Consider the following 26424-nt stretch of genomic DNA (forward strand, 5'->3'; position numbering starts at 1 on the left):
GGCGTTCACCTCCCGTCGACCGGTCGAGACGCACTGTGCGGTATCCCTCACCCGACCCCGGGCCAGGGCGTCCTACCATCCGGGGATGAGTGAACGGCGGTCAAGCGAGTCCGGTTTCCCGATCAAGGGCGTCTACACGGCGGCCGACCTTCCGGAGGACCTGGACTCCCGGCTGGGCGGCCCCGGCGAGTTCCCGTACACCCGGGGGGTCTACCCCACGATGTACACCTCCCGTCCGTGGACCATGCGCCAGTACGCCGGCTTCGGCACCGCCACCGAGTCCAACGCGCGGTACCACCAACTGTTGCGGGCCGGCACGACCGGACTCTCGGTCGCCTTCGACCTGCCGACCCAGATGGGGTACGACTCCGACGACCCGATCGCGCACGGCGAGGTCGGCAAGGTCGGCGTGGCCATCGACTCCATCGAGGACATGCGGCGGCTCTTCGCCGACATCCCGATGGACAAGGTCTCCACCTCGATGACCATCAACGCTCCCGGTTCGGTGCTGCTGCTGCTCTACCAGCTCGTCGCCGAGGAGAACGGGGTCGCCGGCTCGGCGCTCAACGGCACCATCCAGAACGACATCCTCAAGGAGTACATCGCCCGGGGGACGTACATCTTCCCGCCGAAGCCGTCGCTGCGCCTGGTGGCCGACACGTTCGCGTACTGCCGCAAGGAGGTGCCGAAGTGGAACACCATCTCCATCTCCGGCTACCACATGGCCGAGGCCGGCGCGACGCCCGCGCAGGAGATCGCGTTCACCCTGGCCAACGGCGTGGAGTACGTGCGGGCGGCGTTGGCCGCGGGTCTCGCGGTGGACGACTTCGCGCCCCGGCTCTCGTTCTTCTTCGTGGCCCGGACCACGCTGCTGGAGGAGGTGGCGAAGTTCCGCGCCGCCCGGCGGATCTGGGCCCGGCTCATGCGTGACGACTTCGGCGCGAAGGATCCGAAGTCGATGATGCTGCGCTTCCACACCCAGACCGCCGGTGTGCAGCTCACCGCCCAGCAGCCGGAGGTGAACCTGGTCCGGGTCGCGGTGCAGGGCCTGGCCGCGGTCCTCGGCGGCACGCAGTCGCTGCACACCAACAGCTTCGACGAGGCGATCGCGCTGCCCACCGAGAAGGCCGCCCGGCTCGCGTTGCGCACCCAGCAGGTGCTGGCGTACGAGACGGACCTGACCGCCACCGTCGACCCGTTCGCGGGCTCGTACGTGGTGGAGGCGATGACCGCCGAGATCGAGGCCGCCGCCGTGGAGTTGATGGAGCGGGTGGCCGATCACGGCTCGGCGGTCGACGCCATCGAGGCCGGGTTCCAGAAGCGGGAGATCGAGCAGTCCGCGTACCGGATCGCCCAGGAGATCGACTCCGGTGAGCGGGTCGTGGTGGGGCTCAACCGGTTCACGGTCGACGAGGAGGAGCCGTACGAGCCGCTGCGGGTCGACCCGGCGATCGAGGCGGCGCAGGCCGAGCGGTTGGCCCGGCTGCGCGCCGGGCGGGACGCCGACGCGGTGACGCGGGCTCTGGCCGACCTGCGGGCCGCCGCCGAGGGCTCGGACAACGTGCTGTACCCGATGCGCGAGGCCCTGCGGGCCCGGGCCACGGTGGGCGAGGTCTGCGGGACGCTGCGCGAGGTGTGGGGGCAGTACCGGCCGACCGACCGGTTCTGACGCGACCGGCCGCCGGGTGTGTCCGCCCGGCTCCGGGGGTACGCCGACAGGTGGACGCCGAACGCACACGGTGTGCGGTCGGCGTCGGCGAGATTATGTGAGCGTCCTTGTCCGGCCCGTTGCGGAGCGTGGTCGTCTTATTGTCGGAGTGTCAGTTCATCACCCCGACTAATGCGACAATTCGCAGCGTGGGTCCATGGGCGGCGTCGCAGCTCGTGGCCACTCGATCTGGTTACGCGTTGTAGGAGGTGAGGGGGCAGATGGCGGCGTTCGAACGCGATCTACCTGCGGTCCCGCACCTCGACGAGCGCGCTCAGCAGGGCATACGTGACGCTACGCGGTCTGATCATCACCGTAACGAGGTTGCGCAGCGTCACCGTCGGAGGTCTAGGCTGTCTGCTGTCCCCGATGATCCATCCATCTCTAGTGATCGAGAATTCGACGTGACGAGTGCGTTGACGCTGCCCACCGGCGGCCAGCTGGCGTCGTCCTGGCTGGAGACTCCGCCCGGGTCCCAGCCCCTGCCCCGCGACCTGGACCACCTGCTCGCTCTTCGGGTACCCGGACTCATCGCCACGCGCCGTCACCTCCACTCGCACCCCGAGTTGTCCGGTACGGAGTTCGAGACGGCGGCCCTGATCGCCCGGGAACTCTCCCTGGCGGGTCTGAACCCTCGACTGCTGCCCAAGGGCAACGGTGTGATCTGTGACGTCAACGGACGCCCGGACGGCCCCGTCGTCGCGTTGCGCGCCGACATCGACGCCCTGCCGCTCGACGACCCCAAGGACGTGCCGTACCGCTCGACCGTCGAGGGCGTCTGCCACGCCTGCGGCCACGACGTGCACACCTCGATCCTGCTCGGCGTCGGCATGCTGCTGGCCCAGCTCGCCGACCTCGGCGAGTTGGACGGGCGGGTTCGGCTGATCTTCCAGCCGGCCGAGGAGATCCTGCCCTGCGGCTCGTTGGAGGTCATCGAGGCCGGCGGCCTGGACGACGTCGTGCAGATCTTCGCGCTGCACTGCGACCCGAACCTGCCGGTGGGCCAGGTGGGCCTGCGCGTCGGCCCGATCACGGCGGCGGCCGACAACGTCACCGTCCGGCTCTCCGGGCCCGGCGGGCACACCGCCCGTCCGCACCTGACCGTCGACCTGGTCGACGCTCTCGGCCGCCTGATCACCGAGGTTCCGGCCCTGGTCAGTCGTCGGGTGCCGGCCAACAGCGGGCTGCTGCTCGTGTTCGGCCACGCCTCGGCCGGCACCCGTTACAACGTCATTCCCTCCGAGGCGTGCGCCTCGGGCACCCTGCGGGTGATGGACCGCGACACCTGGGAGCAGGCTCCCAAGATCGTGGCTCAGGTGGTGCGGGACGTGATCGCCCCCACCGGCGCGACGGTGGACCTGGAGTACCTGCGCGGCCGACCGCCGGTGAGCAACGACTCGCGGGCCATCCAGGTGCTGACCGCCGCCACCAGCGCGGCGCTCGGCCCGGACGGCGTCGCCGAGACGCCGCAGAGCATGGGCGGCGAGGATTTCTCCTGGTACCTGGAGTACGTCCCCGGCGCGCTCGCCCGCCTCGGCGTGGGCCGTATCGGACCCAACGTCGACCTGCACCGCGCGTCCTTCGACGTGGACGAGCGGGCCATCCCGGCCGGCGTACGCGTCATGGTGCAGACCGCGCTGCGGGCACTGGCGGCGGCGCGCTGACCTCGGCGACCAGCGCCGGCGACCTGCGTCGCCGGCGCAGCGCCAGCAGCAGGACCGCCAGGGGTACGCCGAACGCCACCAGCCAGGGCAGCAGCGCGCCCAGGACGGTGAGCAGGATGGTCATCGAGGTGACGAACGCCTCCCAGCCGCCCTTGAGCCCGACCAGGAAGCCGGTCTCGGCCTTCTCCTCGCTGGTCTTGGCGGCCGGCCCGGCCAGTGACACCGTGATCGTGGACAGCGCCGTCAGGTCGGCCAGCCGTCGCTTCTTGGCCTCCAGCGAGGCCAGGTCCGCCTCCCGGCGACCCAACTCGTTCTCCAGTGAGACGAGGTCGGTGATCGAGTTGGCCCGGGCCAGCAGCCGTCGCGCGCTGTCCACGCGTGCCCGCTGCGTGACGATCCGGGCCTCCAGATCGACGGTCTCCTCCGTGACGTCCTGGGTGTTGATCTCGCGGCTCTGCTGCCGACCGAGCTTCGCGACCTCCTCCACCACCGCGGCGAACTTCGCCGCCGGCACCCGCAACTCCAGCTCGGCGACCGCGTCGGCCTCGGCGCTGCGCCGCTGGTCTCCGCCGATGAAACCACCCGCCCGGGTGACCACCGCGCTGACCTCGCGGGCCGCGGCGTCCACATCGGCCACCTGCACCCGCATCGATCCGGTGTAGATGATCGCCCGCTGGTCGACCCGTAGATCCGGAGCGCCGGCCCCGGCCGTTCCCGCCGCCTCCGCGCCGCTGCCCTTGTCGAGCGCGCCCTGCGCGCCCGGTGGGGCCTCGGCCGCCGTACCAGCCGAATCCGATCCGCTGTCGCCGGCGCCGCACCCCGCGAGGGCCAGCGCCGCCACAAGTGTTCCCGCCGCCAGGAGTGCGCCCCGGCGTCGTCCTCTCCGTTCGTCCATCCCCGCTCCCATCGTCGTCAGCTTCGGTGGCGATAGTTCGGACGCGACGCGTCCACCGGCTGGTTCCGGCAGACTGCGCTGAGGACATCACGATTCGATAGTCGAGGAGTCACGATGCGGCTCACCAAGTACGCCCACTCCTGTGTCCGGGTGGAACACGACGGCGGAGTGCTCGTGGTCGATCCCGGAGTGTTCAGCGATCCCGCGACGGCGCTGGACGGTGCGGACGCGGTGCTCGTCACCCACGAGCATCCGGACCACCTCGATCCGGCTGCGGTCCGCCTCCAGCTCGACCGGCGGCCGTTCCCGATCTACGGCCCCGCCTCGCTCGCCGACGCCCTGGGCGACGCGGCCGAGGCGCTGTGCCCCGTCGAGCCCGGCGAGTCGTTCACCGCCGCCGGAGTCGCGGTCCGCGCGTACGGGGGGCGACACGCCGTCATCCACCCGGACATCCCGGTGATCGACAACATCGGTTACCTCATCAACGACGTGGTCTACCACCCGGGCGACTCGCTCGTCGTACCGCAGGAGACGCCTGTCGACACGCTCCTCGCGCCGATCCACGCACCCTGGTCGAAGTTCTCCGAGGTGCTCGACTTCATCCGGGCGGTCGCCCCGCGCCGCGCGTACGCCCTGCACGACGCCCTGCTCAACCACAACGGGTTGGGTGTGCTCAACCGGCAGTACGCGGCCATGTCCGGCACCGAGTACCAGCGTCTGGAGCCCGGTACCCGGGTGGACGTCTGACGCGATGCCCGGCCCCTCCGCGGAACTGGTGCGGCAGCTCTACCGCACCCCACCGGACCGGTTCGTGGCCGCCCGGGACGCCGCGGTGGCCGAGGCCCGGCGAGCCGGGGACGCGGCCACCGCCCGGCAACTGGCCCGGTTGCGCCGCCCGACCGTCGCCGCCTGGCTGGTCAACCTGCTCGCCATCGAACGCCCGGAGCTGGTCGCCGACCTGGTCGGTCTCGCCGACGCGCTACGGACGGCCCAGCGGGAGCTGCGTGGCCCTCGACTGCGGGAGTTGTCGGCCCAACGCCGCGCGGTGGTGGCGGCCCTGGTGGCCGAGGTCCGTACGCTCGCCGCGGGGGAGCCCGAGGCGCCGCCGGCCGGTCGGCTGCCGCTCGCCGAGGTGGAGGCGACCCTGAACGCGGCGCTCTCCGACGCCGACGTCGCCGAGCAGGTGCGGGCGGGACGTCTGCTCCGCTCGGCCACCTACGCCGGCTTCGGTGAGGTGCCCCGACCGCAGTTGCGGCTGGTCACCGGCGACGAGGAGGAGCCACCGCCCCGACGCCCCGGCGTCCAGCGGGAGAGCCCGGAGCCGACCAGCCGTACCGACCGGGCCGGGGAGCGTGCCGCGCAGGCCGAGCGGGCGGCGCAGCGGGCGGCCCGGGCCGAGCGGGCCCGCCGCCGTCGGGCCCTGGACCGCGAGTTGGACCGCGCCCGCGCCGACCAGCAGCGGGTCGAGGACGAGTTGGCCGAGGCTGCCGGGCAGGAGCGCGACGGTGTCGCCGTACTCGATGGGATCGAGACCGAGCTGGCCGAGTTGGAACGCCGTCGCGCGGTGGCGGAACAGGACCTGAGCCGGGCCAAGCTGGCCCGGCGTGCGGCCGAACGGGCGGTGACCGTGGCCCGCCGTCGAGCGGGCGAGGTCGAGGCGGCCGTCGAGGCGTTGGTGGCCGAAGAGGGGGATGCGGACGCGGGCGGTGGGGCGGCAGACTGACATTGATGGACGACGACGAGTGGGTGGACCGTCGGTGGCCGGCCGCCCCCGAGCGGCGCGCGCGGGGGGCGTCCGGATGACGCCGGAGCAGCTCGCCGCTGCCAGCAAACCCGCCGTCCTCGACCTCGGCGACGGGTTCAGCAGGTGTCCGAGCACGCTGCGTCGGGCTCGGCTGCTCGGCATCTCCGGCTGGGCCTTCTACATCAGCGGTCGGGCCGGCGCGCTCGGCGACGTACGCGCGGAGACAGCCGCCGCGGCGATCGGCTTCGTCGCGCCGGACGCCGTCGCCGACGGCTGGGACGCCGCCGCCCGGGTCCTGCCGCCGGTCGAGGTGGCCGCCGCGAGCCTCGCCGAGTGCTGCCGGTGGGGGACGGAGATGCTGGGCGCGCTGCCGGGGACCGAGCGCCTGGCCGACCTCGTCGAACGGGCGGTCGCCGCCGCCGACACCAGCGGTATGCCGCTCTTCGCCGCGTGGCGGGCCATGCCGCTGCCGGATCGCTCTCCCGGCGCTCGGAGCGCCGCCGGGCTGCGACTGCTGCGGGAACACTTCACGGGCGCCTACCTGCTGGCGGTACGGGCTGCCGGCATGACGCCGCTGGAGGCGGTGCTGGCCGGGCCGGAGGGTGAGGCCGGCGCGGTGGCGTGCGGCTGGCCGCCGCCGTACCCCGCGGTCGGGCCGTTGGTGCGTCGGCGGCTGTGGGCGGAGGCGGTGACCAACCGGTTGGCCGCGCCGGCGTTCGCGGCGCTCGGTCCCGCCGACGGCGCCGAGCTGGTGGAGTTGCTGCACCACACCCGCACCGGCCTCGCCTGAACGGTTCCGCGCCGGCGGAAAATGGGCGGCGCTCCCGGCCGTCGGCTGCCAGGATCTCCTGCCGTGACCCTTCCCGCCGGCTGGACCGCGCGCCGGCCCACCCTCGACGACGTACCGGCGATCCTCGCGGTGGTGCACGCCGCCGACACCTTCGCCATCGGCCACCCCGACTTCGACGCCGAGGACGTCGAGGAGGCCCTGACCGCCCCCTACTTCGACCCGAGCCGGGACTCCTGGCTGGCGGTCGACCCGGACGGCGCCGTCGTCGCCTGGGCGACGGTGGACAATCCGACCGGGGTCGGCCGGGAGTTCGTGGAGGTCTACGTCGACCCCGAGCGGGGCGCCACCCTCCGTGCGCCGCTGCTGGCCCGCCAGCTCGACCGGGTCGCCGAGCGCGCCGCGGAGCGGCGACTGCCGGCGCTCACCGTCCGCTGCGCGGTGTTCGCCCCGGAACGCGACTGGGACCGGGACCTGCGGGCCGCCGGGTTCGCCCTGGCCAAGCGGTACGTGCGGATGCGCCGCCCGTTGGCCGACCTGCCCGCCGAGCCCGCCACTCCGACCGGTGTCACGGTGCGGCCGGTCCGCTCCGACGACGAGGCCGAGCTGCGGGAGTTCCACCGGATCCACGACGCCGCCTTCGGCGACACCCCGGACCACGAGCCGCTGTCGTACGGCAGGTGGCGGGCCCGCATCGGTGACGTGACCGCCTGGGACGAGTGGTTCGTCGCCGAGGTGGACGGGGTGCTCGCCGGCGCGTTGCAGTCCTCGGACCAGGCGCTCGACCGGCAGGAGGGCTGGGTGAAGAGTCTGTCGGTGCTGCCCGCGTACCGTCGCAGGGGTGTCGGTGCGGCGTTGCTGCGCCGCGCGTTCGCCCGCTACGCCGACAAGGGCCGGCAGTTCGCCGGCCTCGGCGTGGACCTCACCAATCCGACCGCACCGCTGTCGCTCTACGGCTCGGTGGGCCTGCGGGAGACCGGGTGGACCGACATGTACGAGCGGGTCGTTCCCGCCGCCGGTGTGTGATTGACGACCCCGACCGGGCCCGGCGGGCGTCCGGGGCGGCGACGGTTGCAGACTGGGGGCGTGGGATACGCGCTAGGGAGACGCGGTGCCGGTGGGACGGGACCGCAGCTCGCTGACGTAGTCGTCGGGCGCGCCCGCCTTCTCGGCGGCGTTCGCGATCTCGGACAGGTACCACGACGTCGGCAGGCCGCCCTCGTACCCGTCGAACACGTAGATCCACGCCGTGACGTCGCCGTCGAGGGTGGAGACCCGTACGTGCAGTTTGCGGTAGGTGCCGGCGGTCACGCCCTCGATCTCGTCGAGCTGGGCCGCGTCGTACGGGTGGATGTCGTAGATCGCCACGAACACCCGGTCGCCGGGGGACTCGACGACGGTGCTCACCGCGCCCTCCCAGCCGATCACGTCCTCCCCGGCGAAGGTCAGCCGCCACCCTTCCAGCCAGCCGGTGCCGACCATCGGCGAGTGCGGGCAGTAGGCCCGCATCCGGGACGGATCGAGGTTTGAGCCGTAGGCGGCGTGATGACCCACGGCGATGACGATAGCCCGGCGGGTGGGTGGGGGAGAATACGACTGTGCGTGTCGGATGCGCTCGGGAGAAGAAAGTCACTGTGAGCATCAAAGAAGGGCGAACGTGGTGAGCGCGAGGAGTGCAGCGCAGCGGAGCCCCGCAGTCGCGAGCGAAAGGATGGCTCTGTGAGCCGGATCGTGATCATCGGCGGTGGGCCGGCCGGGTACGAGGCGGCACTGGTCGCCGCCCAACTGGACGCCGATGTCACCGTGGTCGAGGCCGACGGCGCGGGCGGGGCCTGCGTGCTCTCCGACTGCGTGCCGTCGAAGACCTTCATCGCCAGCTCCCAGGTGGTCACCGGCTATCGGGACACCGAGGAGTTCGGGGTGCACTCGGACGGCCTGGAAGCGGTGACCGTCGACGCGCAGGCCGTGCACGCGCGGGTGAAGCGGCTCGCGCTGGCGCAGTCCGCCGACATCCACGCCAAGCTGCTCAAGGCGGGTGTCACCTTCGTGGCCGGCACCGCCCGCCTCGGCGAGGACGCGCTCGGGCACACCCACCGGGTCATCGTCACGCCCGCCGACGGTGGCGAGGAGTATCCGATCGACGCGTCCACCGTGCTGGTGGCCACCGGCTCGACGCCCCGGCAGCTGCCCACCGCCGTACCCGACGGCGAGCGCATCCTGACCTGGCGTCAGGTGTACGACCTGTCGGAGCTGCCGGAGCACCTGATCGTGGTCGGCTCGGGCGTGACCGGCGCCGAGTTCGCCAGCGCGTACCTCGCGATGGGGGTGGAGGTCACCCTCGTCTCCAGCCGCGACCGGGTGATGCCCCACGAGGACGCGGACGCGGCGTCGGCAATCGAGCGGGTGTTCCGCAACCGGGGCATGAACATCCTCAACAACTCCCGGGCCGACGCGGTGCGGCGTACCGCCGACGGGGTCGAGGTGGAGCTGTCCGACGGGCGCAGGGTCACCGGCTCGCACGCCCTCATCGCGGTCGGTTCGATCCCGAACACCGCCGACCTGGGCCTGGCCGAGTACGGCGTGGAGCTGGGCCGGGGCGGTTACGTCACGGTCGACCGGGTCTCCCGCACGAACGTGCCCGGCATCTACGCCGCCGGCGACTGCACCGGCGTGCTGCTGCTGGCGAGCGTCGCCGCCATGCAGGGTCGGATCGCCATGTGGCACGCCCTCGGTGAGGCCGTCCGCCCGCTGCGGCTGCGGACCGTCGCCGCGAACGTCTTCACCGACCCGGAGCTGGCCACCGTCGGCGTCTCGCAGGACGAGGTCGACGCGGGCAAGGTGCCGGCCCGGCAGGTGATGCTGCCGCTGTCCGGCAACGCTCGCGCCAAGATGGACGACCTCTCCGACGGTTTCGTGAAGTTGTTCTGCCGGCCGGCCAGCGGCCAGGTGATCGGCGGCGTGGTGGTCGCCCCGAAGGCCAGCGAGCTCATCCTGCCCATCACGATGGCCGTGGAGAACAATCTAACGGTCAACGAGCTGGCCCAGACGATCACCATCTACCCGAGCCTGTCCGGATCCATCACCGAGTCGGCCCGCCAGCTCATGCTTCACGAGCTGGAGTGAGCACCCGACCTCGTGCGCGCCGGGCCTGGGTCACCGCGACCGTCGCCAGGACCGCTACCTCGGTGAGGATCAGCAGCCGTTCGGCCAGGCCGATCAGCAGGCGGTCGCCGGGGTAGGCGGACCAGACCATCCCCGCCGCCAGACCCAGGCTCAGCACGACGAGCAGGCGCAGCGTCCGGGCAACGGGCGTCAGGTCGGGGCGTCGCGCGAGCAGCCAACCGCCGATCGGGAGGGCCAGGAAGGCCACCACCGACGCGTACCGGTGCACGTAGGCGGACGTGTGCATGGCGGTGCCGGGCTCGTTCGTCGGCACCACGGCGGCCAGCAGCAGTCCCACCACCCAGGCGCCGAGCAGCAGGTCCACCGCCCGTCCGAGCGGCGTGCCGGGTCGGCGTAGCCCGTACATCAGTGCCGCGGTGGCGAGCGCCAGCACCACCATGGCGACGTCGATCACGCCGCCCCGGTCGGAGACGGCGAAGTCGCTGATGGTCAGCGCCCACGGGTTGAGGTCGTCGTTGACTTCCAGGTGGCCGATCACGGTGAGAATCGCCGCCACGGCGATCCCGCCGAGGGCCAGCAGGCCGGTGCTCCGGGTTCCAGGCATGCCTCAGCCTGTCGCCGTGGACACCCCAGCCAGATCCGGGAAGCCCACCGACCCGGCCCCCAAAACCCACCCCTAGAGGCCGGTCCGCCCTCGCCCCCGCCCTCGCCCTCGCCCTCGCCCCCGCCCTCGCCCTCGCCCTCGCCCCCGCGATCTTGCACTTTCGGTTGCCGTTATGAGGCCATTCACCACAGTTGTCGCCACCGAAAGTGCAAGATCGCGGAGAGCTCCACTCTCAGTCCACGGGCACTTCGGCGGCCGTACGGGCGTGGCGGGCGCTGACCAGGGTCATCGCCCATCCGGCCGCGGCGAAACCGGCCGCCGCGGCGGCGGCGATGATGGCGAGCCGCCAGGCCGACTCGGTGAGCGCGGTGCCGCCCAGGTGCCCGATCAGTGCGCCGTAGGTTGCCCAGCCCAGCGCGGCGATCATCTCGTAGAGCGCGAACAGCCGGTACGGGTAGCGGCTGCGGCCGGCCGAGAAGCAGGCCGCCATCCGTCCGCCGGGCACGAACCGGCAGAGCAGGATGACCAGCGGGCCGGGTTGTCGAAGGCCCTGGGTGACACGGCTGGCGACGCGGCGGGCGCGGCTGAGCTCGGCGTGCCGGGGTGCCCGCCGGTCCGGGGCGAGGCGGCCGAGCAGGTAGCAGGCGAGGTCGCCGGCGAACACGCCGAGCGCGCCCACGGCGATGGTGACCGGCAGGCTGAGGCCGCCGTACACGGTCAACGCGCCACTGGTGATCATGACGATCTGGGTGGGGATGACCGGTACGAAGGCGTCCGCGATGAGGAGCCCGAGCAGCACCAGGTAAGCCCACGTCGGCGATGCGACGTCAGTCAGTAGTTCGGGCACGCCTGCCACCTCGCCGGATGCGGCCGATTGGGTGTCTTGAGCCTGACGGCATGGCCGGCGTCACCGTGGACGGGCCCGGGGCGTCGTGACGGCCGACACCACAGGGCCACCCTGTCCCAACGAGGCAGGCCCTCGCTGGTGACGGTCCCAGCCCGGCCCGAGGCGGTCGCCGGATGGGCGTCCGTCGGCGTACCGTGGTCGGCGCGGCCCAGCACGTCGGGTCCCCCGTTCCTGACGACGCGGGCCGCCCAGGGCCGCCGGCGGGTCCCGCGCCGGCGGCCCGCCTCTCTTCCCGCCGCCGCAAATCCGGGTGCGTCCCCGACCGCCCGACGGGTAGCGTCGCGGCATGCGCAGCGCGGTGGTGATGACGACGACGCCGGGAATCCCCGGCGTGCCGCGCTGACGTAACCACCGTCGACCAGGCCCCGGGGCGATCCGCCCCCGAGGGCCGCTCGGCGTTCGGTGTCCAGGTCGCCTCCGGGTCGTACCCGATCCAGGAGCCCGACATGATCGACCACCGTAGGCTCGGCCGCGAGCTGGACCTGTTCGTCTCCGATCCGCTGGCCGGCGCCGGCCTGCCCATCTGGTTGCCGGCGGGCGCCGCCGCCCGGCACGCCGTCGAGGAGTACGTCCGGGAGTTGGAGCGCCGCTCCGGCCACCAGCACGTCTACTCGCCGCCGCTGGGCAAGCGGGAACTCTTCGAACTCTCCGGCCATCTCGGCTACTTCGCCGACGACATGTTCCCGCCGCTGCGGCTCAGCGCGGACGACGAGTTCGTGCTCCGGCCGGCGCTCTGCCCGCACCACGCGTTGGTGTTCCGCGCCCGGGGTCGCTCCTACCGGGAGCTGCCGCTGCGCGTCGCGGAGCTGGGTGGGATGTACCGCGCGGAGCGCTCGGGGGTGCTCGGCGGGCTGTCCCGGGTACGGGCCATCTCCCTCAACGACGCGCACACCTTCTGCGCTCCCGAGCAGGTCGGCGCGGAGGTCGCCGAGATCCTCGGGCTGATCCGGGAGGCGCACGCCGCGCTCGGCGTCCGCCCGGCCGGGTTCCGGCTGTCGCTGCGCGGGCCGGGCGAGAGGTACGTCGGCGACGACGCGCAGTGGGCCCGCGCCGAGGACCTGCTGCGCGGCGCGCTGGCCGGGGCGGAGTACGTGGAGGCTCCGGGCGAGGCCGCGTTCTACGGCCCGAAGATCGACATCCAGATCGTCGACGCGGCGGGCCGGGAGTCGACCATCTCCACCATCCAGGTGGACTTCGACAAGCCGGAGCGGTTCGACCTGTCGTACACCGACTCGGACGGCAGCCGGCGTCGGCCGGTGATGCTGCACCGCAGCCTGGTGGGCAGCATGGAACGGCTGTTCGCGTACCTCATCGAGGCGCACGAGGGCGCGTTCCCGGCCTGGTACGCGCCCGTCCAGTTGGTGCTGCTGCCGGTCGACGACGGGCAGGTCGACGCGGCGGCCGACCTGGCCCGTCGGGCCGTTGACGCCGGGCTGCGGGTCGAGGTCGACGCCGCCGGTTCGCTGGGTGCCCGGGTCCGGGACGCGGCCCGCCGCCGCGTCCCGTACCTCGGGGTGCTGGGTGCCCGGGAGGCCGCCGACGGCGGGCTCGCCCTCCGGCTGCGCGACGGTCGTGCCCTGGCCCCGATGCCGGCCGCCGCCGCGCTCGCCCTGATCGGCGGGCAGGTCGCCGCCCGCTCGGCGGATCTGCTCCCGGGCTGACACGCTAGACCGACGCCGGTTGAGCGGCGGTGGCCGGCTCCTCGTCGACCACCGCGCCGGTGAACTGGGAGCGGTACAGCCGGTGGTACGCGCCGTGGGCGGCGAGCAACTGCTCGTGGGTGCCCTGCTCGACGATGCGGCCGTCCTCCATCATCAGGATCAGGTCGGCGTCCCGGATGGTGGAGAGCCGGTGCGCGATGACGAAGCTCGTCCGATCCGAACGCAGCGCCGCCATGGCCCGCTGGAGCAGCACCTCGGTACGGGTGTCCACCGAGCTGGTGGCCTCGTCGAGGATGAGCAGGGACGGTTCGGCGAGGAACGCCCGAGCGATGGTGATCAGCTGCTTCTCGCCCGCGCTGACGTTGCTGCCCTCCTCGTCGATGACGGTGTCGTAGCCGTCCGGCAGGCTGCGCACGAACCGGTCCACGAAGGTGGCCCGGGCCGCCGCCACGATCTCCTCCTCGGTGGCGTCGGGCCGGCCGTACGCGATGTTGTCCCGGATGGTGCCGCCGAACAGCCAGGTGTCCTGGAGCACCATGCCGATCCGTCCACGCAGGTCGTCGCGGCGCATCGTGGTGATGTCCACCCCGTCGAGCGTGATCCGGCCGGCGTCCAGCTCGTAGAAGCGCATGATCAGGTTGACCAGGGTGGTCTTGCCCGCGCCGGTCGGGCCGACGATCGCGACCGTGTGCCCCGGCTCGGCGACCAGCGACAGGTCGTCGATCAGGGGCTTGTCCGGCGCGTACCGGAAGGAGACGTGCGCGAACTCGACGCGGCCGTGCGGATCGGCGATCCGGGCCGGCTGGGCCGGGTCGGGGCTCTGCTCGTCGGCGTCGAGCACGGCGAAGACCCGTTCGGCCGAGGCCACCCCGGACTGGAGCAGGTTGGCCATCGAGGCGAGCTGGGTGAGCGGCTGGGTGAACTGGCGGGAGTACTGGATGAACGCCTGCACGTCACCGAGGCTCATCGCCCCGGAGGCCACCCGCAGGCCGCCGACCACGGCGATCGCCACGTAGCTCAGGTTCCCGATGAACATCATCGACGGCATGATGATCCCGGAGATGAACTGCGCGCCGAAGCTCGCCCGGAACAGTTCCTCGTTCTTGGCGTGGAAGGCGGCCTCCACCTCACGCTGCCGGCCGAACACCTTCACCAGCTCGTGCCCGGTGTACGCCTCCTCGATCTGACCGTTCAACGCGCCGGTGTGCGTCCACTGCGCGATGAACTGCTTCTGCGAGCGCTTGGCGATGCGCTGGGTGACCAGCACCGACAGCGGCACCGCGACGAGTGCCACCAGGGCCAGCAGCGGCGAGATCCAGAACATCACGCCGAGTACGCCGACCACGGTCAGCAGCGAGGTGAGCAGCTGACTGAGGGTCTGCTGGAGGCTGGTGGAGATGTTGTCGATGTCGTTGGTGACCCGGCTGAGCAGCTCACCGCGGGGCTGCCGGTCGAAGTAGGGCAGTGGCAGCCGGTTGAGCTTCTCCTCCACCTCGGCGCGCAGCCGCAGCACCGTGCGCTGGACCACCCCGTTGAGCAGCCAGCCCTGCCACCACGACAGCACGCTCGACGCCAGGTAGAGCCCGAGCGCCAACAGCAGCACCCGGGCCAGCGCGTCGAAGTCGATGCCCACCCCGGGCACGACGTCCATCCGGGCCAGCATGTCGGCGAAGCTCTCGTTGCCGCCGGCCCGCGCCCCGGCGACGGCCTGGTCGACGGTGGTGCCCGGCTCCAGCTGCCGACCGATCACGCCGCTGAAGATGATGTCGGTGGCGTGGCCCAGGATCTTCGGGCCGGCGACGCTGAAACCGACGCTCACCACGGCGAGCGTGATGATCGCGCTCAGGTGCAGGCGGTGCGGGCGCAGCCGGCCGAGCAACCGCCGGGCCGACGGCCCGAAGTTCATCGACTTCTCGGCGGGCATCCCCGCGCTCATCCAGGGCGGGCCGCCGCCCGGCCGGCCCGCCGGCAGCCGCTTCGGCGTCTGCCCGTCCCCGCCGGGCTGCTGCGCGGCGCCGCCGGGCTGGCCCGCCTCGTCGGCCGGCGTCCGCGGGTCGCCGGCCGGCTTCTGACTGGGTACGGCCGCGGTCCGCGACTCGTCACGCTCGCTCATGCCGCCACCTCCGCCGTCTGCTGGGAAGCCACGATCTCGGCGTACGTCGGGCAGGTCTCCAACAGCTCCTCGTGTCGTCCCACTCCGACGACCCCTCCGTTCTCGAGCACGATGATCTGGTCGGCGTCGACGATCGTGGACACCCGCTGGGCGACGATCACCACCGCCGACTGCGCGGTGACCGGCCGCAGCGCCGCCCGGAGCCGGGCGTCGGTGCCGAGGTCCAGCGCGGAGAACGAGTCGTCGAACAGGTAGATCTCCGGCTGCCGGACCAGCGCCCGGGCGATGGCCAGGCGTTGCCGCTGCCCGCCGGACACGGTGCTGCCGCCCTGGGCGATCGGCGCGTCCAGCCCTCCGGGCATCTGGGCCACGAAGTCCCGGGCCTGGGCGATCTCCAACGCCGCCCACAGCTCCTCGTCCGTGGCGTCCGGGTTGCCGTAGCGCAGGTTGCTGGCGACCGTGCCGGTGAACAGGTACGGCCGCTGCGGCACCAACCCGATGCGTCGCCACAGCTCGTCGGGTTCCAGCTCCCGTACGTCGACGCCGTCGACCAGCACCGCGCCGTCAGTGACGTCGACCAGCCGGGGGATGAGCGACAGCAGGGTCGTCTTGCCGGCGCCGGTGCTGCCGATGATCGCCGTCGTGGTGCCGGGGGTGGCGCGGAAGGAGATGTCCCGCAGCACCGGCTCGACGGCGCCCGGATACTGGAACCGGACTCCGCGCAGCTCCAACTCGGCCCGGCTGGGCAGCTCGGTGACCGGCGTGGCGGCGGGGACCACCGAGGAGTCGGTGTCCAGCACCTCGACGATGCGTTCGGCGCAGACGGCAGCCCGGGGCACCATCATCAGCATGAAGGTGGCCATCATGACGGCCATCAGGATCTGCATCAGGTACGCCAGGAACGCGGTGAGCGCGCCGATCTGGATCGCGCCGGAGTCGACCCGCTGCGCGCCGAACCAGAGCACCGCCACGCTGGACACGTTGAGCACCAGCATGACCACCGGGAAGATCAACGCCAACAACCGTCCGGTACGCAGGGCGGTGGCGGTCAGGTCGGCGTTGGCGACGCCGAAGCGCTCCGTCTCGTACGGCTCACGGACGAACGCGCGGACCACCCGGATGCCGGTGATCTGCTCGCGCAGCACCCGGTTGACCGTGTCGATCCGGGTCTGCATCAGCCGGAAGCCCGGCACCATCCGGCGGATGATCGCGCTCAGCGCGACGGCCAGCACCGGCACGCTGACCAGCATCAACCAGGAGAGCCCGATGTCCTCGCGAAGCGCCATGACCACTCCACCGACGCTCATGATCGGTGCGGCGACCAGCATGGTGCAGCTCATCAGCACGAGCATCTGTACCTGTTGGACGTCGTTGGTGTTGCGGGTGATCAGCGACGGTGCCCCGAATCGGGCGACCTCGCGGGCCGAAAAGCGGTTGACGTGCGAGAACAGTCGGGCGCGGACGTCCCGGCCGAAGCCCATGGCGACCTGCGCGCCCAGGTAGACGGCCGCGATCGAGCAGATGATCTGGATCAGGCTGACCAGCAGCATCCAGCCGCCGGTGTGCACGATGTAGCCGGTGTCGCCCCGGGCCACGCCCTTGTCGATGATGTCGGCGTTGAGGCTGGGCAGGTAGAGCGAGGCCATGGTGCCCACGAACTGGAGCAGCACCACCGCCAGCAACGGTCTGGAGTACGGGCTCAGCTGGCCGCGCAACAGTCGGATCAGCACGACGGGTCCTCCGCGTCGGTGGGTCGTCCGGTCATCCGCGGGTCGTGGCCGCTGCCGATGACTTCGAGTAGGAACTCCCGGATCACCTGGGCCTTGGCCGGGTCGGCGTCGACCGAGGTGAGCGGGCGTCCGGAGTGCATGAGAGCGCCGAGAGCGGCCACCCGCTCCCGACCGGCGGGGGTGATGGCAAGTCGGATGCTGCGCCGGTCGCTGTCGTCGCGCTGGCGCTCGACCAGGCCGTCGCGTTCGAGCGTGTCGACGATGCCGGTCAGGGTTGCCGGGCGGACGAAGCCCTTCTCGGCGACCTGGCGGTGGGGCAGCTCGCCGTGCCGGGCGAGCGTCATCAGGGTGATCATGCCGGCCTGGGTGAGGCCGTGCTCCTCGGCGAGGTAGCGGTTCCACCGCTGCCCGACGAGGTGCCCGGCCACGACCAGCAGCCGGCCGAGCGGCACATCCTGGAGGGTGACGAGTTCCACGAGAGCACATTAGCTCCCTGATAGTCAGGGGCCAAACGAAATTGCCGCAGCGGTGGCGACGAACACGAGTTGCAGGATCGTGCGCTGACCCAGTGGGGTGACCGGGCGTCCGGCGAGGAGCAGCCCTCGGCGTGCGGCCGAGACGTTCGCCGGGAACATCGCGAGCATGAGCAGGCCGAGGCCGGCTGCGGCGAGGCGGGCGGTGGCCGGAATCAGCAACCCGACCGCGCCGGTCAGCTCCAGTACGCCGGTGAGCGTCACCAGCAGATCCGGCCGGGGTAGTCGGGGCGGAACCATCGCGATCAGGTCGGCTCGACGTTGGCCGACGAAGTGCGCGATGCCGGTCAGCACGAACATCAGGGCCAGGCCCACCCGCAGGGCGGGATGCCAGCCGTCGAGTGCGGACACGCCGGCCAGGCCGGCCAGTCGGGCCAGCGCGCTGCCGACGATCAGGGCGATCAGGGGTGCCATCGGAATCCTCCTCGCGGGAACTTGTCGCTGACAAGATTGCGGCCGCCGATGGCATCTTGTCAATGGCAAGATTAGGATTCGGGCATGACCGAGACGCGTGCGTACCACCACGGCGACCTCCGCCGCGCCCTCCTCGACGCGGCGCTGGAGGCGATCGAGGAGGTCGGACCCACCGCGCTAAGTCTGCGTGACCTGGCTCGCCGGGCCGGTGTCTCGCACGCCGCGCCCGCGCACCACTTCGGCGACAAGGCGGGCCTGCTCACCGCCCTCGCCACCCAGGGCTTCGACCGGTTGGCTCAGGCGCTGGTCGCCGCCGGCGACGACCTGCTGGAGGCCGGCGTCGCGTACGTGGACTTCGCCGTGGCCCATCGCGCGTACTTCGAGGTGATGTTCCGGCCCGAGCTGCACCGGGCCGACGACCCCGAGCTGGCTGCCGCACGCGAGCGCGCCGGAGCGGCGCTCCGCTCCGGGGTGGCCGCCCGTGGCGCCGCCGCGGACACCGGCCGGGACTCGCTCGCCGCCTGGTCGATCGCCCACGGCTTCGCCACCCTCTGGCTGGCCGGCGCCCTCCCGGACCGGGTAGGCGAAGACCCCCGCAAGGCAGCCCGAAAAGTCCTGAGCCGCCTAACCGCCTAACCCCCGCCCGCCCCGCCCCGCCCAGGCCGGGCCGGGCCCCGCCCTGCCCCGCGCCTTCCATCCAGGCCGGGCCCCACCCGCCCCTGCCCCGGTTGATCATGAAGTTATTGCCATGACGCGCCGATGCAGGCGGCAATAACTTCATGATCAACGCGGGCGGGAGCGCGGGAGGCGGGAGGCGGGAGTGCGGGCCGGTGGGGGTGGGTGGGGCGTCACCAGCTGGTGGGGAGGGGCATTCCTTCGGTGTAGCCGGCTGCGCTCTGGACTCCGACGATCGCCCGCTCGTGGAACTGCGTCAGGTTGCGGGCGCCGGCGTAGGTGAAGGCGCTGCGTACCCCGGCGATGATCTCGTCGATCAGGTCCTCGACGCCGGGCCGGGCCGGGTCCAGGTACATGCGGGCCGAGGAGATGCCCTCCTCGAACACCGCCTTGCGAGCCCGGTCGTACGGGCTGTCGTCGGCGGTGCGGGCGCTGACCGCGCGGGCCGAGGCCATTCCGAAACTCTCCTTGTACCGCCGTCCGTCCGGCTCGGTGTAGAGGTCGCCGGGGGATTCGTAGGTGCCGGCGAACCAGGAGCCGACCATCACGTTCGACGCGCCGGCGGCGAGCGCGAGCGCCACGTCCCGGGGGTGGCGTACGCCGCCGTCGGCCCAGACGTGCCGGCCCAGCTCACGGGCGGCCGTCGAGCAGTCGAGGACGGCGGAGAACTGCGGCCGGCCCACGCCGGTCATCATCCGGGTGGTGCACATCGCGCCCGGGCCGACGCCGACCTTGATGATGTCCGCGCCGGCCTCGACCAGGTCGCGTACGCCCTCGGCGGTGACCACGTTGCCGGCGGCCACCGGTACGCCCGGGTCCAGCTTGCGGACGGCCTGCAACGCCGAGATCATGCGTGCCTGGTGGCCGTGCGCGGTGTCCACGACGAGGGTGTCCACCCCGGCTTCGAGCAGCGCGGCGGCCTTGCCGGTGACGTCGCCGTTGATGCCGACCGCCGCCGCGATGCGCAACCGACCCCGGTCGTCCACAGCGGGCGTGTAGAGGGTGGCCCGCAGCGCGCCCTGCCGGGTGAGGACCCCGACCAGCCGACCGTCGGCGTCCACCACCGGGGCGAGCCGACGCCGCCCGGCGGAGAGCCGGTCGAACCCCGTACGCGGATCCGCGTCCGCCGGCACCGTGTGCAGCTCGGTCGACATGACGTGGCGCAGTTGGGCGAAGCGGTCCACGCCCATGGTGTCCGCCTCGGTGACGACGCCCATCGGTCGGCCGGCCTCGTCGACCACGATCACCGCGCCGTGCGACCGCTTCGGCAGCAGGTGGATCGCGTCGCCGACGGTCTCGGTCGGGCCCAGGGTGATGGGCGTGTCGTAGACGAGGTGCCGCTGCTTGACCCAGGCGACGACGTTCGCCACGACCTCGATCGGGATGTCCTGCGGGATCACGGCGATGGCCCCCCGCCGGGCCACCGTCTCGGCCATCCGCCGGCCGGCCACTGCCGTCATGTTCGACACCACCAGCGGGATGGTGGTGCCCGTGCCGTCGCCGGTCGACAGGTCCACGTCGAGGCGGGAGCCGAGGTCGGAGCGGGCCGGCGCCATGAAGACGTCGGTGTAGGTCAGGTCGTGCGCGGGGGCCGCGCCGGAGAGAAACCGCACCCGGCCATCATTCCCGCCCGCGGCCAGCCGCGCCCAACTCGGTGCGGCAAACCACCCTCACCGAGGCCGCCCGCGCGGACGAAACCGCCCTGTCGGTGTACGGGTCAGGAGATGGTGCAGATGGGTGCGCCGGCCGTGATCACGGCACCGACCTTTGCGGCGAGCCCGCTGACCGTACCCGCCTTGTGGGCGTGCAGCGGCTGCTCCATCTTCATCGCCTCGAGCACCACCACCAGGTCGCCCTCGGCCACCGTGTCGCCGTCGGCGACCGCGATCTTGACGATGGTGCCCTGCATCGGGGAGGTGAGCGCGTCGCCGCCGACCGGTACGCCGGCCTTGGCACCGCCCCCGCGCCGGGTCGGCTTGCGGGAGGCCTGTGAGGCTGTGGTCGTACTCCCGCCGAAGCCGGCGGGGAGGCTGACCTCGATGCGCTTGCCGCCGACCTCGACCACGACGGTGTCGCGTTCGGCCGGTGCCTCGGCGGCGCCGGCGGCGGCGACGAACGGCGGCACGGTGTTGTGGAACTCGGTCTCGATCCACCGGGTGTGCACGGTGAAGGGCTCGGCGGTGAACGCCTCGTCCCGCACGACGAGCCGGTGGAACGGCAGCGCGGTGGCCATGCCGTCGACGACCATCTCGTCGAGGGCGCGGCGGGCCCGCTCCAGTGCCTCGGTACGCGTCTCGCCCACGATGATCACCTTGGCGAGCAGCGAGTCGAAGTTGCCGCCGATCACGTCGCCGGCCGAGATGCCGGTGTCGACCCGCACGCCCGGGCCGCTGGGCAGGCGCAGCGCCGTGACCGTGCCGGGGGCGGGGAGGAAGTTGCGGCCCGGGTCCTCGCCGTTGATCCGGAACTCGATGGCGTGCCCGCGCGGCGTCGGGTCCTCGGTGATCCGCAGCTTCTCGCCGTCGGCGATCCGGAACTGCTCGCGGACCAGGTCGATGCCGGCGGTCTCCTCGGTGACCGGGTGCTCGACCTGGAGTCGCGTGTTGACCTCCAGGAAGGAGATCGTGCCGTCCCTGCCCACCAGGTACTCGACGGTGCCGGCACCGTGGTAGCCGGCCTCGCGGCAGATCGCCTTGGCGCTGTCGTGGATCTGTGCGCGCTGGGCGTCGGTGAGGAACGGCGCGGGGGCCTCCTCGACGAGCTTCTGGTGTCGGCGCTGCAACGAGCAGTCCCGGGTGCCCACCACGATCACGTTGCCGTGCTGGTCGGCGAGGACCTGCGCCTCGACGTGGCGGGGCTGGTCCAGGTAGCGCTCGACGAAGCACTCGCCGCGACCGAACGCCGCCACGGCCTCGCGGGTGGCCGACTCGAAGAGCTGGGGGATCTCCTCCATGGTGCGGGCGACCTTGAGGCCGCGACCGCCACCACCGAAGGCGGCCTTGATGGCGACCGGCAGGCCGTGGTCGACGGCGAACGCCATCACCTCGTCCGGGCTGCCCACCGGGTCCGGGGTGCCGGGGACGAGCGGCGCGCCGGCGCGCTGGGCGATGTGCCGGGCGGTCACCTTGTCGCCCAGGTCGCGGATCGCCTGGGGGGTGGGACCGATCCAGGTCAGCCCGGCGTCGAGAACGGCCTGGGCGAAGTCGGCGTTCTCGGACAGGAAGCCGTAGCCCGGGTGCACCGCGTCGGCGCCCGCCCGGGCGGCGACGTCGAGCAGCTTGTCGATGCGCAGGTACGTGTCGGTCGCGCTGTCCCCGCCGAGCGCGTACGCCTCGTCCGCGAGCGTGGCGTGCAGGGCGTCGCGGTCGGAGTCCGCGTACACGGCGACGCTGCCCAGGCCGGCGTCACGACAGGCGCGGATGACCCGGACGGCGATCTCGCCGCGGTTGGCGATCAGTACCTTGCGCACCTTCGTGGCTCCTCCCGGCAGGTTACTGACGGGGAGTGTATCGGCCACCCCGGGCCGCCCCTAACGATCGCTCAGTGTGGGATGGGGCACTGGTTTAGTCAAACTTGGCTATTACGCTTGTCTGGTGTCTGCGACTCGGATGATGATCCTTGGCCTGGTGCGGTGGATGCAGCCCGTGCACGGCTACGACGTGCGCCGTGAGCTGCTGAGCTGGGGCGCCGACAAGTGGGCGAACGTGCAGCCCGGCTCGATCTACCACGCCCTGCGCAAGCTCACCGAGGAGGGCCTGATCAGGGCCGTCGCCACCGAGCAGGTCGGTGCCCGTCCGGCGCGGACGACGTACGAGGTGACCCCGGTGGGCGAGGACGAGTTCCAGACGTTGCTGCGCGGCTTCTGGTGGGGCCTGTCCGAGCCGCTGGACCCGTTCTCCGCCGCGTTCGGCTTCCTGCCGGCGCTGCCCCGCTCCGAGGCGGCGGCGGCGCTGCGGAACCGGGCCAACCTGCTCCGCGCCAGCGTCGCCTCGATGCGTGCCTCGTTGGAATCCGACTGGATCCGTAACAGCAAGCCGGTGCACGTCGGTTGGATGTTCGAACTGTGGGTCGTGCGGGCGGAGGCCGAACTGGGCTGGTGCGAGCAGATCGCGGAACGGATCGAGTCCGGTGTGTCGTACCTGCCTGCTGAGCTGGAGAAGACCGCGGGCTGGGCGGCCTACCGGGAGGGTGGGGAGCCGTCCGACTCGGACGCGAAATAATCAACGTTGACTAGAAACGTTATATCGCGTTAGCCTGCTGTCGGCACAGCGGGGGAGTGCGCCGTCCGGCGTCGTCCCACTCGACGGCCGGCCCCGTCCGGCCCGACCGACACTCGACGGCCGGCGCGGCCGGCCCGACCGACCAGGAGCAGAAATGATCGAGACCAGGGGGCTGCGGAAGTCGTTCCGCTCCCGCGCGGGTCGAGAGACGAAGACGGTGGACGCCGTGCGTGGCGTCAACCTCGAGGTCGCCGAGGGCGAGATCTTCGGCTTCCTCGGCCCGAACGGCGCCGGCAAGACCACCACGCTGCGGATGCTCGCCACGCTGATCGAGCCCGACGGCGGCGAGGCCACCATCGCCGGGGCCGACCTGCGCAAGGACCCGGCGGAGGTCCGCCGCCGGATCGGGTACGTGCCGCAGGGCGGCAGCACCTGGGACGAGTCGACCGCCCGCGAGGAACTGGTCCTGCACGCCCGGATGTACGGCATCGGCAAGGCCGACGCGCAGCAGCGCGCCGTCCGCGCACTGGAGGCCTTCCAGCTCACCGAGTACGCCGACCGCAAGTGCAAGACGTACTCCGGCGGTCAGCGCCGGCGGGTCGAGATAGCACTCGGCATCATCCACGAGCCGAAGATCGTCTTCCTGGACGAGCCGACCACCGGCCTCGACCCGCAGAGCCGCGCCCACATGTGGGACGAGATCCGGCGGCTGCGCAGCGACGGGATGACCGTCTTCATCACCACGCACTACCTCGACGAGGCCGACGCCCTCTGCGACCGCATCGCGATCATGGACAATGGCGAGGTCGTCGCCGAGGGCACGCCGGCCGAGCTCAAGCGGGAGATCTCCGGCGACGTGGTGCTCGTCGGCCTCGACGTGGCCGCCACCCCGCAGGCCGCGAAGGCGCTGGACGGCGAGCCGTACGTCAACAAGCTGGAGACCGCCGACGAGGGCGGCCTGCGCCTCTACGTCGACGAGGGCGCCACCGCCATTCCCCAGGTGCTGCGCCGACTCGACCACGCCGGGCTCGAGCTGCGCTCGATCGAGCTGCACCGGCCCAGCCTGGACGACGTCTTCCTGACCAAGACCGGCCGCTCGCTGCGCGAGTCCTGACCCCCGGAGAGACGACTCATGAAATTCGCCCGCGACACGTGGCTGATCTTCCAGCGGCAGATCCTGCTCCTGCTGCGCAACCCGGTCTGGGTCTTCGTCGGCGTCTTCCAGCCGGTGATGTACCTGCTGCTCTTCGCCCCCCTGCTCAAGCCAGCCCTGAACGCGCCCACCCAGGCCGCCGCCTACAAGATCTTCGTACCCGGCCTGCTGGTGCTGCTGGCCATCTTCGGTGGCCTCTTCCAGGGCTTCGGCCTGATCGCCGAACTGCGCGCCGGCGTCATCGAACGCTCCCGGGTCACCCCGATCAGCCGGCTCGCCCTGCTGCTCGGCCGCTCCCTGCGCGACGTGGTCTCGCTCATCGTGCAGGCCGTCATCATCACCCTGCTGGCGCTCCTGTTCGACCTGCGCGTCTACATCGGTGACCTGCTGCTGGCGTACCTGATGCTCGCCCTCATCGCGCTCATGACCTCAGCCGTCTCCTACGGAGTCGCGCTGAAGGTCAAGAGCGAGGACGCGCTGGCCCCCCTGATGAACACCGTGGCGCAGCCGGTGCTGCTGCTCTCCGGCATCCTGCTGCCGCTGACCTTCGCACCGGGCTGGTTGCAGGGCATCGCCGACTGGAACCCGTTCTCCTGGGCGGTCGACGGCACCCGGGCGCTGTTCGCCGGTGACCTGGGCAGCGACAAGGTCTGGCAGGGTCTGACCATCACCGCGGTACTCGCCGCGCTGGGCGTCTTCTGGGCCGCCCGCCAGTTCGCCCGCAGCGTCCGCTGACGTTCGCCCTTGACCGTCGATCGGGGTGCCCCTTTTTGGTGGGCACCCCGATCCTTCGGGGTTCTCGGCAGTGCTCTGTCGGTTGTCGGCGGTGCTCTGTCGGTTGTCGGCGGTGCTCTGTTGACTGTCGCCGGTCAGCGCACCCGGGCCAGGGTGAGTCCATCGGCGATGGGCAACATCACCGGGTCGACCCGTACGTCGGCCAGTACCTCGTCATTGAACGCGGCGATGGCCCGGTCGTTGACGTCCTGCGGCGCGATCACCCGTCCACCGCGCAGCACATTGTCGACCGCGATCACGCCGCCCGGCCGCATCCGCGGCACCAGCTCGGCCCAGTAGACCGGGTAGCCGGTCTTGTCGGCGTCGATGAACGCGAAGTCCAGGTGGCGCTCCTGCGGCAACTCGCGCAACGTGTCCCCGGCCGGGCCGATCCGCAGCTCGATGCGGTCCTGCACCCCGGCGCGGGCCCAGTAACGCCGGGCGATCCCGGTGTACTCCTCAGAGATGTCGAAGCAGGTCAGCCGCCCGCCCTCGGGCAGTCCCCGGGCGATGGCCAGCGCCGACAGGCCGGTGAACGTGCCGACCTCGACGGCCTGCCGTACGTCGAGCAGCCGCGTCAGGAACGTCAGGAACGCCGCCTGCTCCGGCGCCACCTGCATGCTGGCGTGCTCCGGCAGCACCGACCGGGTCTCCTCGGCCAGATCCCGAATGATCTCGTCCGGTGGCGCGCCGTGCGCGACCAGGTAGGCGTGCAACTCGTCGGTGAGCGGAATCGACTTCGTGGTCATGAACGGACGTTACCGAGCGGCTCGACCGTTTGGCCGCCCGGCGCGACCTTCGTCCACAGGTCGGTGATCTGGAGACCCAGTTCGGCGAGGAGCCGACGCAGCAGGGGCATCGACAACCCGACCACGGTGCCCGGGTCACCCTCGATGCGCTCCACGAACGGCCCACCCAACCCGTCGATGGTGAACGCGCCCGCCACCGCCAGCGGCTCACCCGTGGCGACGTAGGCGGCGATCTCGTCGTCACTGATGTCGGCGAAGTGGACGACCGTCGAGGCGACCGCCTCCGCCCGCCGCCCGGCGACACCGTCGATCAGGCAGTGTCCGCTGTGCAGGACCCCGCTGCGCCCCCGCATCCGCAACCAACGACGGGTGGCGTCCGCCGGATCGGCTGGCTTACCAAGAATCTCCCCGTCGAACTCGAGCACCGAGTCACACCCGATGACCAGCGTCCGCTGGTTGGTGTTGGTGTTGGTGTTGGTGTTGGTGCTGGTGCCTGCGGTGCTGGTGCTGGTGCTGGTGCCTGCGGTGCTGGTGTTGGTGTTGGTGCCTGCGGTGCTCGGGCTGGTGGTCGGGCTGTCCGGCGTGGTGGCGAGATTCAGCCGGGCGAGCACCGCTTCGGCCTTGAGCCGAGCCAACTCCAGGCAGAGATCCTCGGCCCGATCGGTCACCACCAGGGATTCGTCCACCCCGCTGACCAGCACGTCCGGCTCGATGCCGGCGGCCCGGAGCGACTTTCGACGAGCGGGACTGGCAGAGGCCAGCACAAGGCGAAGCGGCAGAGTGTCAGACACCAACCCGACGTTACCGGCCCACCCGCCTGACACCCATCCCCAGCCCGCAGCGCCGCGCCGCGTCCTTGATCCACTCCACATCGCCGATATCGCGCGATCAACCCACCGGAACACCCCCACATCGCCGATATGAAGTCGATCGAGGCCACCCGCTGCCGTGATCCACTCGGCTTCCCGCA

Annotated in this window: 24 protein-coding genes; 12 read left to right on the forward strand and 12 right to left on the reverse strand. The window is 71.8% G+C overall.

Annotated elements, in window-relative coordinates; translation table 11 throughout:
* The first annotated feature begins 85 nt into the window (after positions 1–85).
* Both ACQPZK_RS03975 and ACQPZK_RS03980 read left to right on the forward strand, forming a co-directional pair.
* The gene (locus tag ACQPZK_RS03975; RefSeq protein ID WP_433536991.1) at positions 86–1669 is read left to right on the forward strand and encodes an acyl-CoA mutase large subunit family protein; all 1584 of its coding nucleotides are present in this window, start codon (positions 86–88) and stop codon (positions 1667–1669) included.
* Positions 1670–2112: 443 nt separating this feature from the next.
* Complete coding sequence (locus tag ACQPZK_RS03980; protein ID WP_433536992.1) at positions 2113–3372, forward strand: amidohydrolase; 1260 nt, start codon at positions 2113–2115, stop codon at positions 3370–3372.
* Here the strand turns inward: ACQPZK_RS03980 and ACQPZK_RS03985 are convergent.
* Complete coding sequence (locus tag ACQPZK_RS03985; RefSeq protein WP_433539102.1) at positions 3329–4288, reverse strand: DUF4349 domain-containing protein; 960 nt, start codon at positions 4286–4288, stop codon at positions 3329–3331. The genes ACQPZK_RS03980 and ACQPZK_RS03985 overlap by 44 nt on opposite strands.
* A 93-nt stretch (positions 4289–4381) precedes the next feature.
* On the opposite strand from ACQPZK_RS03985, the gene ACQPZK_RS03990 reads away from it, so the two are divergent.
* The 4 genes from ACQPZK_RS03990 to ACQPZK_RS04005 all read left to right on the forward strand — a co-directional run bounded on the left by ACQPZK_RS03990 (position 4382) and on the right by ACQPZK_RS04005 (position 7824).
* On the forward strand, positions 4382–5014 hold the full coding sequence (locus tag ACQPZK_RS03990) for an MBL fold metallo-hydrolase (protein ID WP_433536993.1): 633 nt from the start codon (positions 4382–4384) through the stop codon (positions 5012–5014).
* Positions 5015–5018: 4 nt separating this feature from the next.
* Positions 5019–5990 (forward strand): hypothetical protein, encoded by a 972-nt coding sequence (locus ACQPZK_RS03995; protein ID WP_433536994.1) that lies wholly within the window; start codon positions 5019–5021, stop codon positions 5988–5990.
* A gap of 76 nt (positions 5991–6066) precedes the next feature.
* The gene (locus ACQPZK_RS04000) at positions 6067–6801 is read left to right on the forward strand and encodes an SCO6745 family protein (protein ID WP_433536995.1); all 735 of its coding nucleotides are present in this window, start codon (positions 6067–6069) and stop codon (positions 6799–6801) included.
* A gap of 63 nt (positions 6802–6864) precedes the next feature.
* Positions 6865–7824, forward strand: a complete 960-nt coding sequence (locus ACQPZK_RS04005) for a GNAT family N-acetyltransferase (RefSeq protein ID WP_433536996.1) — start codon at positions 6865–6867, stop codon at positions 7822–7824.
* 72 nt (positions 7825–7896) lie between these two features.
* Here ACQPZK_RS04005 and ACQPZK_RS04010 read toward each other — a convergent pair whose 3' ends face one another.
* The gene (locus ACQPZK_RS04010; protein ID WP_433536997.1) at positions 7897–8352 is read right to left on the reverse strand and encodes a gamma-glutamylcyclotransferase; all 456 of its coding nucleotides are present in this window, start codon (positions 8350–8352) and stop codon (positions 7897–7899) included.
* 165 nt (positions 8353–8517) lie between these two features.
* Between ACQPZK_RS04010 and ACQPZK_RS04015 the strand changes: the two genes are divergently transcribed.
* Positions 8518–9921 (forward strand): NAD(P)H-quinone dehydrogenase, encoded by a 1404-nt coding sequence (locus ACQPZK_RS04015; RefSeq protein ID WP_357130303.1) that lies wholly within the window; start codon positions 8518–8520, stop codon positions 9919–9921.
* Here the strand turns inward: ACQPZK_RS04015 and ACQPZK_RS04020 are convergent.
* A complete protein-coding gene (locus ACQPZK_RS04020; RefSeq protein ID WP_433536998.1) occupies positions 9899–10525 on the reverse strand; it encodes a DUF998 domain-containing protein in 627 nt (208 codons plus the stop codon). The two genes, ACQPZK_RS04015 and ACQPZK_RS04020, sit on opposite strands and share 23 nt — an antisense overlap.
* A gap of 232 nt (positions 10526–10757) precedes the next feature.
* Positions 10758–11372, reverse strand: a complete 615-nt coding sequence (locus ACQPZK_RS04025) for a DedA family protein (RefSeq protein ID WP_433536999.1) — start codon at positions 11370–11372, stop codon at positions 10758–10760.
* Between the two features lie 506 nt (positions 11373–11878).
* On the opposite strand from ACQPZK_RS04025, the gene thrS reads away from it, so the two are divergent.
* Entirely contained in the window at positions 11879–13093 is a 1215-nt protein-coding gene (thrS, locus tag ACQPZK_RS04030; RefSeq protein ID WP_433537000.1) for a threonine--tRNA ligase, read from the forward strand.
* Between the two features lie 4 nt (positions 13094–13097).
* Here the strand turns inward: thrS and ACQPZK_RS04035 are convergent, their stop codons facing one another.
* The 4 genes from ACQPZK_RS04035 to ACQPZK_RS04050 form a co-directional block, all read right to left on the reverse strand.
* Positions 13098–15017: an ABC transporter ATP-binding protein gene (locus ACQPZK_RS04035; RefSeq protein WP_433539103.1), complete on the reverse strand. Its 1920-nt coding sequence runs from the start codon at positions 15015–15017 to the stop codon at positions 13098–13100.
* A 185-nt stretch (positions 15018–15202) separates the two neighbouring features.
* Positions 15203–16936 carry an ABC transporter ATP-binding protein gene (locus ACQPZK_RS04040; protein WP_433537001.1) on the reverse strand — a complete coding sequence of 578 codons (1734 nt, stop codon included), beginning with the start codon at positions 16934–16936 and terminating at the stop codon, positions 15203–15205.
* Positions 16930–17412, reverse strand: a complete 483-nt coding sequence (locus tag ACQPZK_RS04045; protein ID WP_433537002.1) for a MarR family winged helix-turn-helix transcriptional regulator — start codon at positions 17410–17412, stop codon at positions 16930–16932. Before ACQPZK_RS04045 ends, ACQPZK_RS04040 begins: the two co-directional genes overlap by 7 nt.
* Before the next feature lie 24 nt (positions 17413–17436).
* Entirely contained in the window at positions 17437–17883 is a 447-nt protein-coding gene (locus ACQPZK_RS04050; RefSeq protein WP_433537003.1) for a DoxX family protein, read from the reverse strand.
* Between the two features lie 84 nt (positions 17884–17967).
* Between ACQPZK_RS04050 and ACQPZK_RS04055 the strand changes: the two genes are divergently transcribed.
* Complete coding sequence (locus ACQPZK_RS04055; RefSeq protein WP_433537004.1) at positions 17968–18519, forward strand: TetR/AcrR family transcriptional regulator; 552 nt, start codon at positions 17968–17970, stop codon at positions 18517–18519.
* Between the two features lie 212 nt (positions 18520–18731).
* Here ACQPZK_RS04055 and ACQPZK_RS04060 read toward each other — a convergent pair whose 3' ends face one another.
* Positions 18732–20171, reverse strand: coding sequence for a GuaB1 family IMP dehydrogenase-related protein (locus ACQPZK_RS04060; RefSeq protein WP_433537005.1), 1440 nt, complete (start codon positions 20169–20171; stop codon positions 18732–18734).
* Positions 20172–20275: 104 nt separating this feature from the next.
* Positions 20276–22027 (reverse strand): acetyl/propionyl/methylcrotonyl-CoA carboxylase subunit alpha, encoded by a 1752-nt coding sequence (locus tag ACQPZK_RS04065; RefSeq protein ID WP_433537006.1) that lies wholly within the window; start codon positions 22025–22027, stop codon positions 20276–20278.
* Between the two features lie 139 nt (positions 22028–22166).
* On the opposite strand from ACQPZK_RS04065, the gene ACQPZK_RS04070 reads away from it, so the two are divergent.
* The 3 genes from ACQPZK_RS04070 (at position 22167) to ACQPZK_RS04080 (ending at position 24666) form a co-directional block, all read left to right on the forward strand.
* Complete coding sequence (locus ACQPZK_RS04070; RefSeq protein ID WP_433539104.1) at positions 22167–22778, forward strand: PadR family transcriptional regulator; 612 nt, start codon at positions 22167–22169, stop codon at positions 22776–22778.
* Between the two features lie 154 nt (positions 22779–22932).
* Positions 22933–23892, forward strand: coding sequence for an ATP-binding cassette domain-containing protein (locus tag ACQPZK_RS04075; RefSeq protein WP_433537007.1), 960 nt, complete (start codon positions 22933–22935; stop codon positions 23890–23892).
* An 18-nt stretch (positions 23893–23910) separates the two neighbouring features.
* Complete coding sequence (locus ACQPZK_RS04080) at positions 23911–24666, forward strand: ABC transporter permease (RefSeq protein ID WP_433537008.1); 756 nt, start codon at positions 23911–23913, stop codon at positions 24664–24666.
* A gap of 134 nt (positions 24667–24800) precedes the next feature.
* On the opposite strand, the gene ACQPZK_RS04085 is transcribed toward ACQPZK_RS04080, so the two are convergent.
* Both ACQPZK_RS04085 and ACQPZK_RS04090 read right to left on the reverse strand, forming a co-directional pair.
* On the reverse strand, positions 24801–25454 hold the full coding sequence (locus tag ACQPZK_RS04085; RefSeq protein WP_421474517.1) for an O-methyltransferase: 654 nt from the start codon (positions 25452–25454) through the stop codon (positions 24801–24803).
* A complete protein-coding gene (locus ACQPZK_RS04090) occupies positions 25451–26245 on the reverse strand; it encodes a Maf family protein (protein ID WP_433537009.1) in 795 nt (264 codons plus the stop codon). The genes ACQPZK_RS04085 and ACQPZK_RS04090 overlap by 4 nt, the downstream gene beginning before the upstream one ends.
* Positions 26246–26424 lie beyond the last annotated feature (179 nt).

Source organism: Micromonospora sp. CA-249363 (genome assembly GCF_050950185.1).
In the GTDB taxonomy this organism is placed as follows: Bacteria; Actinomycetota; Actinomycetes; order Mycobacteriales; family Micromonosporaceae; genus Micromonospora.

What these genes read in the sequence shown, in the direction of transcription:
- ACQPZK_RS03975 (WP_433536991.1), top strand. Translation starts at nt 86, where the DNA reads ATGAGTGAACGGCGGTCAAGCGAGTCCGGTTTCCCGATCAAGGGCGTC.
- ACQPZK_RS03990 (WP_433536993.1), top strand. Translation starts at nt 4,382, where the DNA reads ATGCGGCTCACCAAGTACGCCCACTCCTGTGTCCGGGTGGAACACGAC.
- ACQPZK_RS03995 (WP_433536994.1), top strand. Translation starts at nt 5,019, where the DNA reads ATGCCCGGCCCCTCCGCGGAACTGGTGCGGCAGCTCTACCGCACCCCA.
- ACQPZK_RS04000 (WP_433536995.1), top strand. Translation starts at nt 6,067, where the DNA reads ATGACGCCGGAGCAGCTCGCCGCTGCCAGCAAACCCGCCGTCCTCGAC.
- ACQPZK_RS04020 (WP_433536998.1), bottom strand. Translation starts at nt 10,525, where the DNA reads ATGCCTGGAACCCGGAGCACCGGCCTGCTGGCCCTCGGCGGGATCGCC.
- thrS (WP_433537000.1), top strand. Translation starts at nt 11,879, where the DNA reads ATGATCGACCACCGTAGGCTCGGCCGCGAGCTGGACCTGTTCGTCTCC.
- ACQPZK_RS04035 (WP_433539103.1), bottom strand. Translation starts at nt 15,017, where the DNA reads ATGCCCGCCGAGAAGTCGATGAACTTCGGGCCGTCGGCCCGGCGGTTG.
- ACQPZK_RS04050 (WP_433537003.1), bottom strand. Translation starts at nt 17,883, where the DNA reads ATGGCACCCCTGATCGCCCTGATCGTCGGCAGCGCGCTGGCCCGACTG.
- ACQPZK_RS04055 (WP_433537004.1), top strand. Translation starts at nt 17,968, where the DNA reads ATGACCGAGACGCGTGCGTACCACCACGGCGACCTCCGCCGCGCCCTC.
- ACQPZK_RS04070 (WP_433539104.1), top strand. Translation starts at nt 22,167, where the DNA reads ATGATGATCCTTGGCCTGGTGCGGTGGATGCAGCCCGTGCACGGCTAC.
- ACQPZK_RS04075 (WP_433537007.1), top strand. Translation starts at nt 22,933, where the DNA reads ATGATCGAGACCAGGGGGCTGCGGAAGTCGTTCCGCTCCCGCGCGGGT.
- ACQPZK_RS04080 (WP_433537008.1), top strand. Translation starts at nt 23,911, where the DNA reads ATGAAATTCGCCCGCGACACGTGGCTGATCTTCCAGCGGCAGATCCTG.
- ACQPZK_RS04085 (WP_421474517.1), bottom strand. Translation starts at nt 25,454, where the DNA reads ATGACCACGAAGTCGATTCCGCTCACCGACGAGTTGCACGCCTACCTG.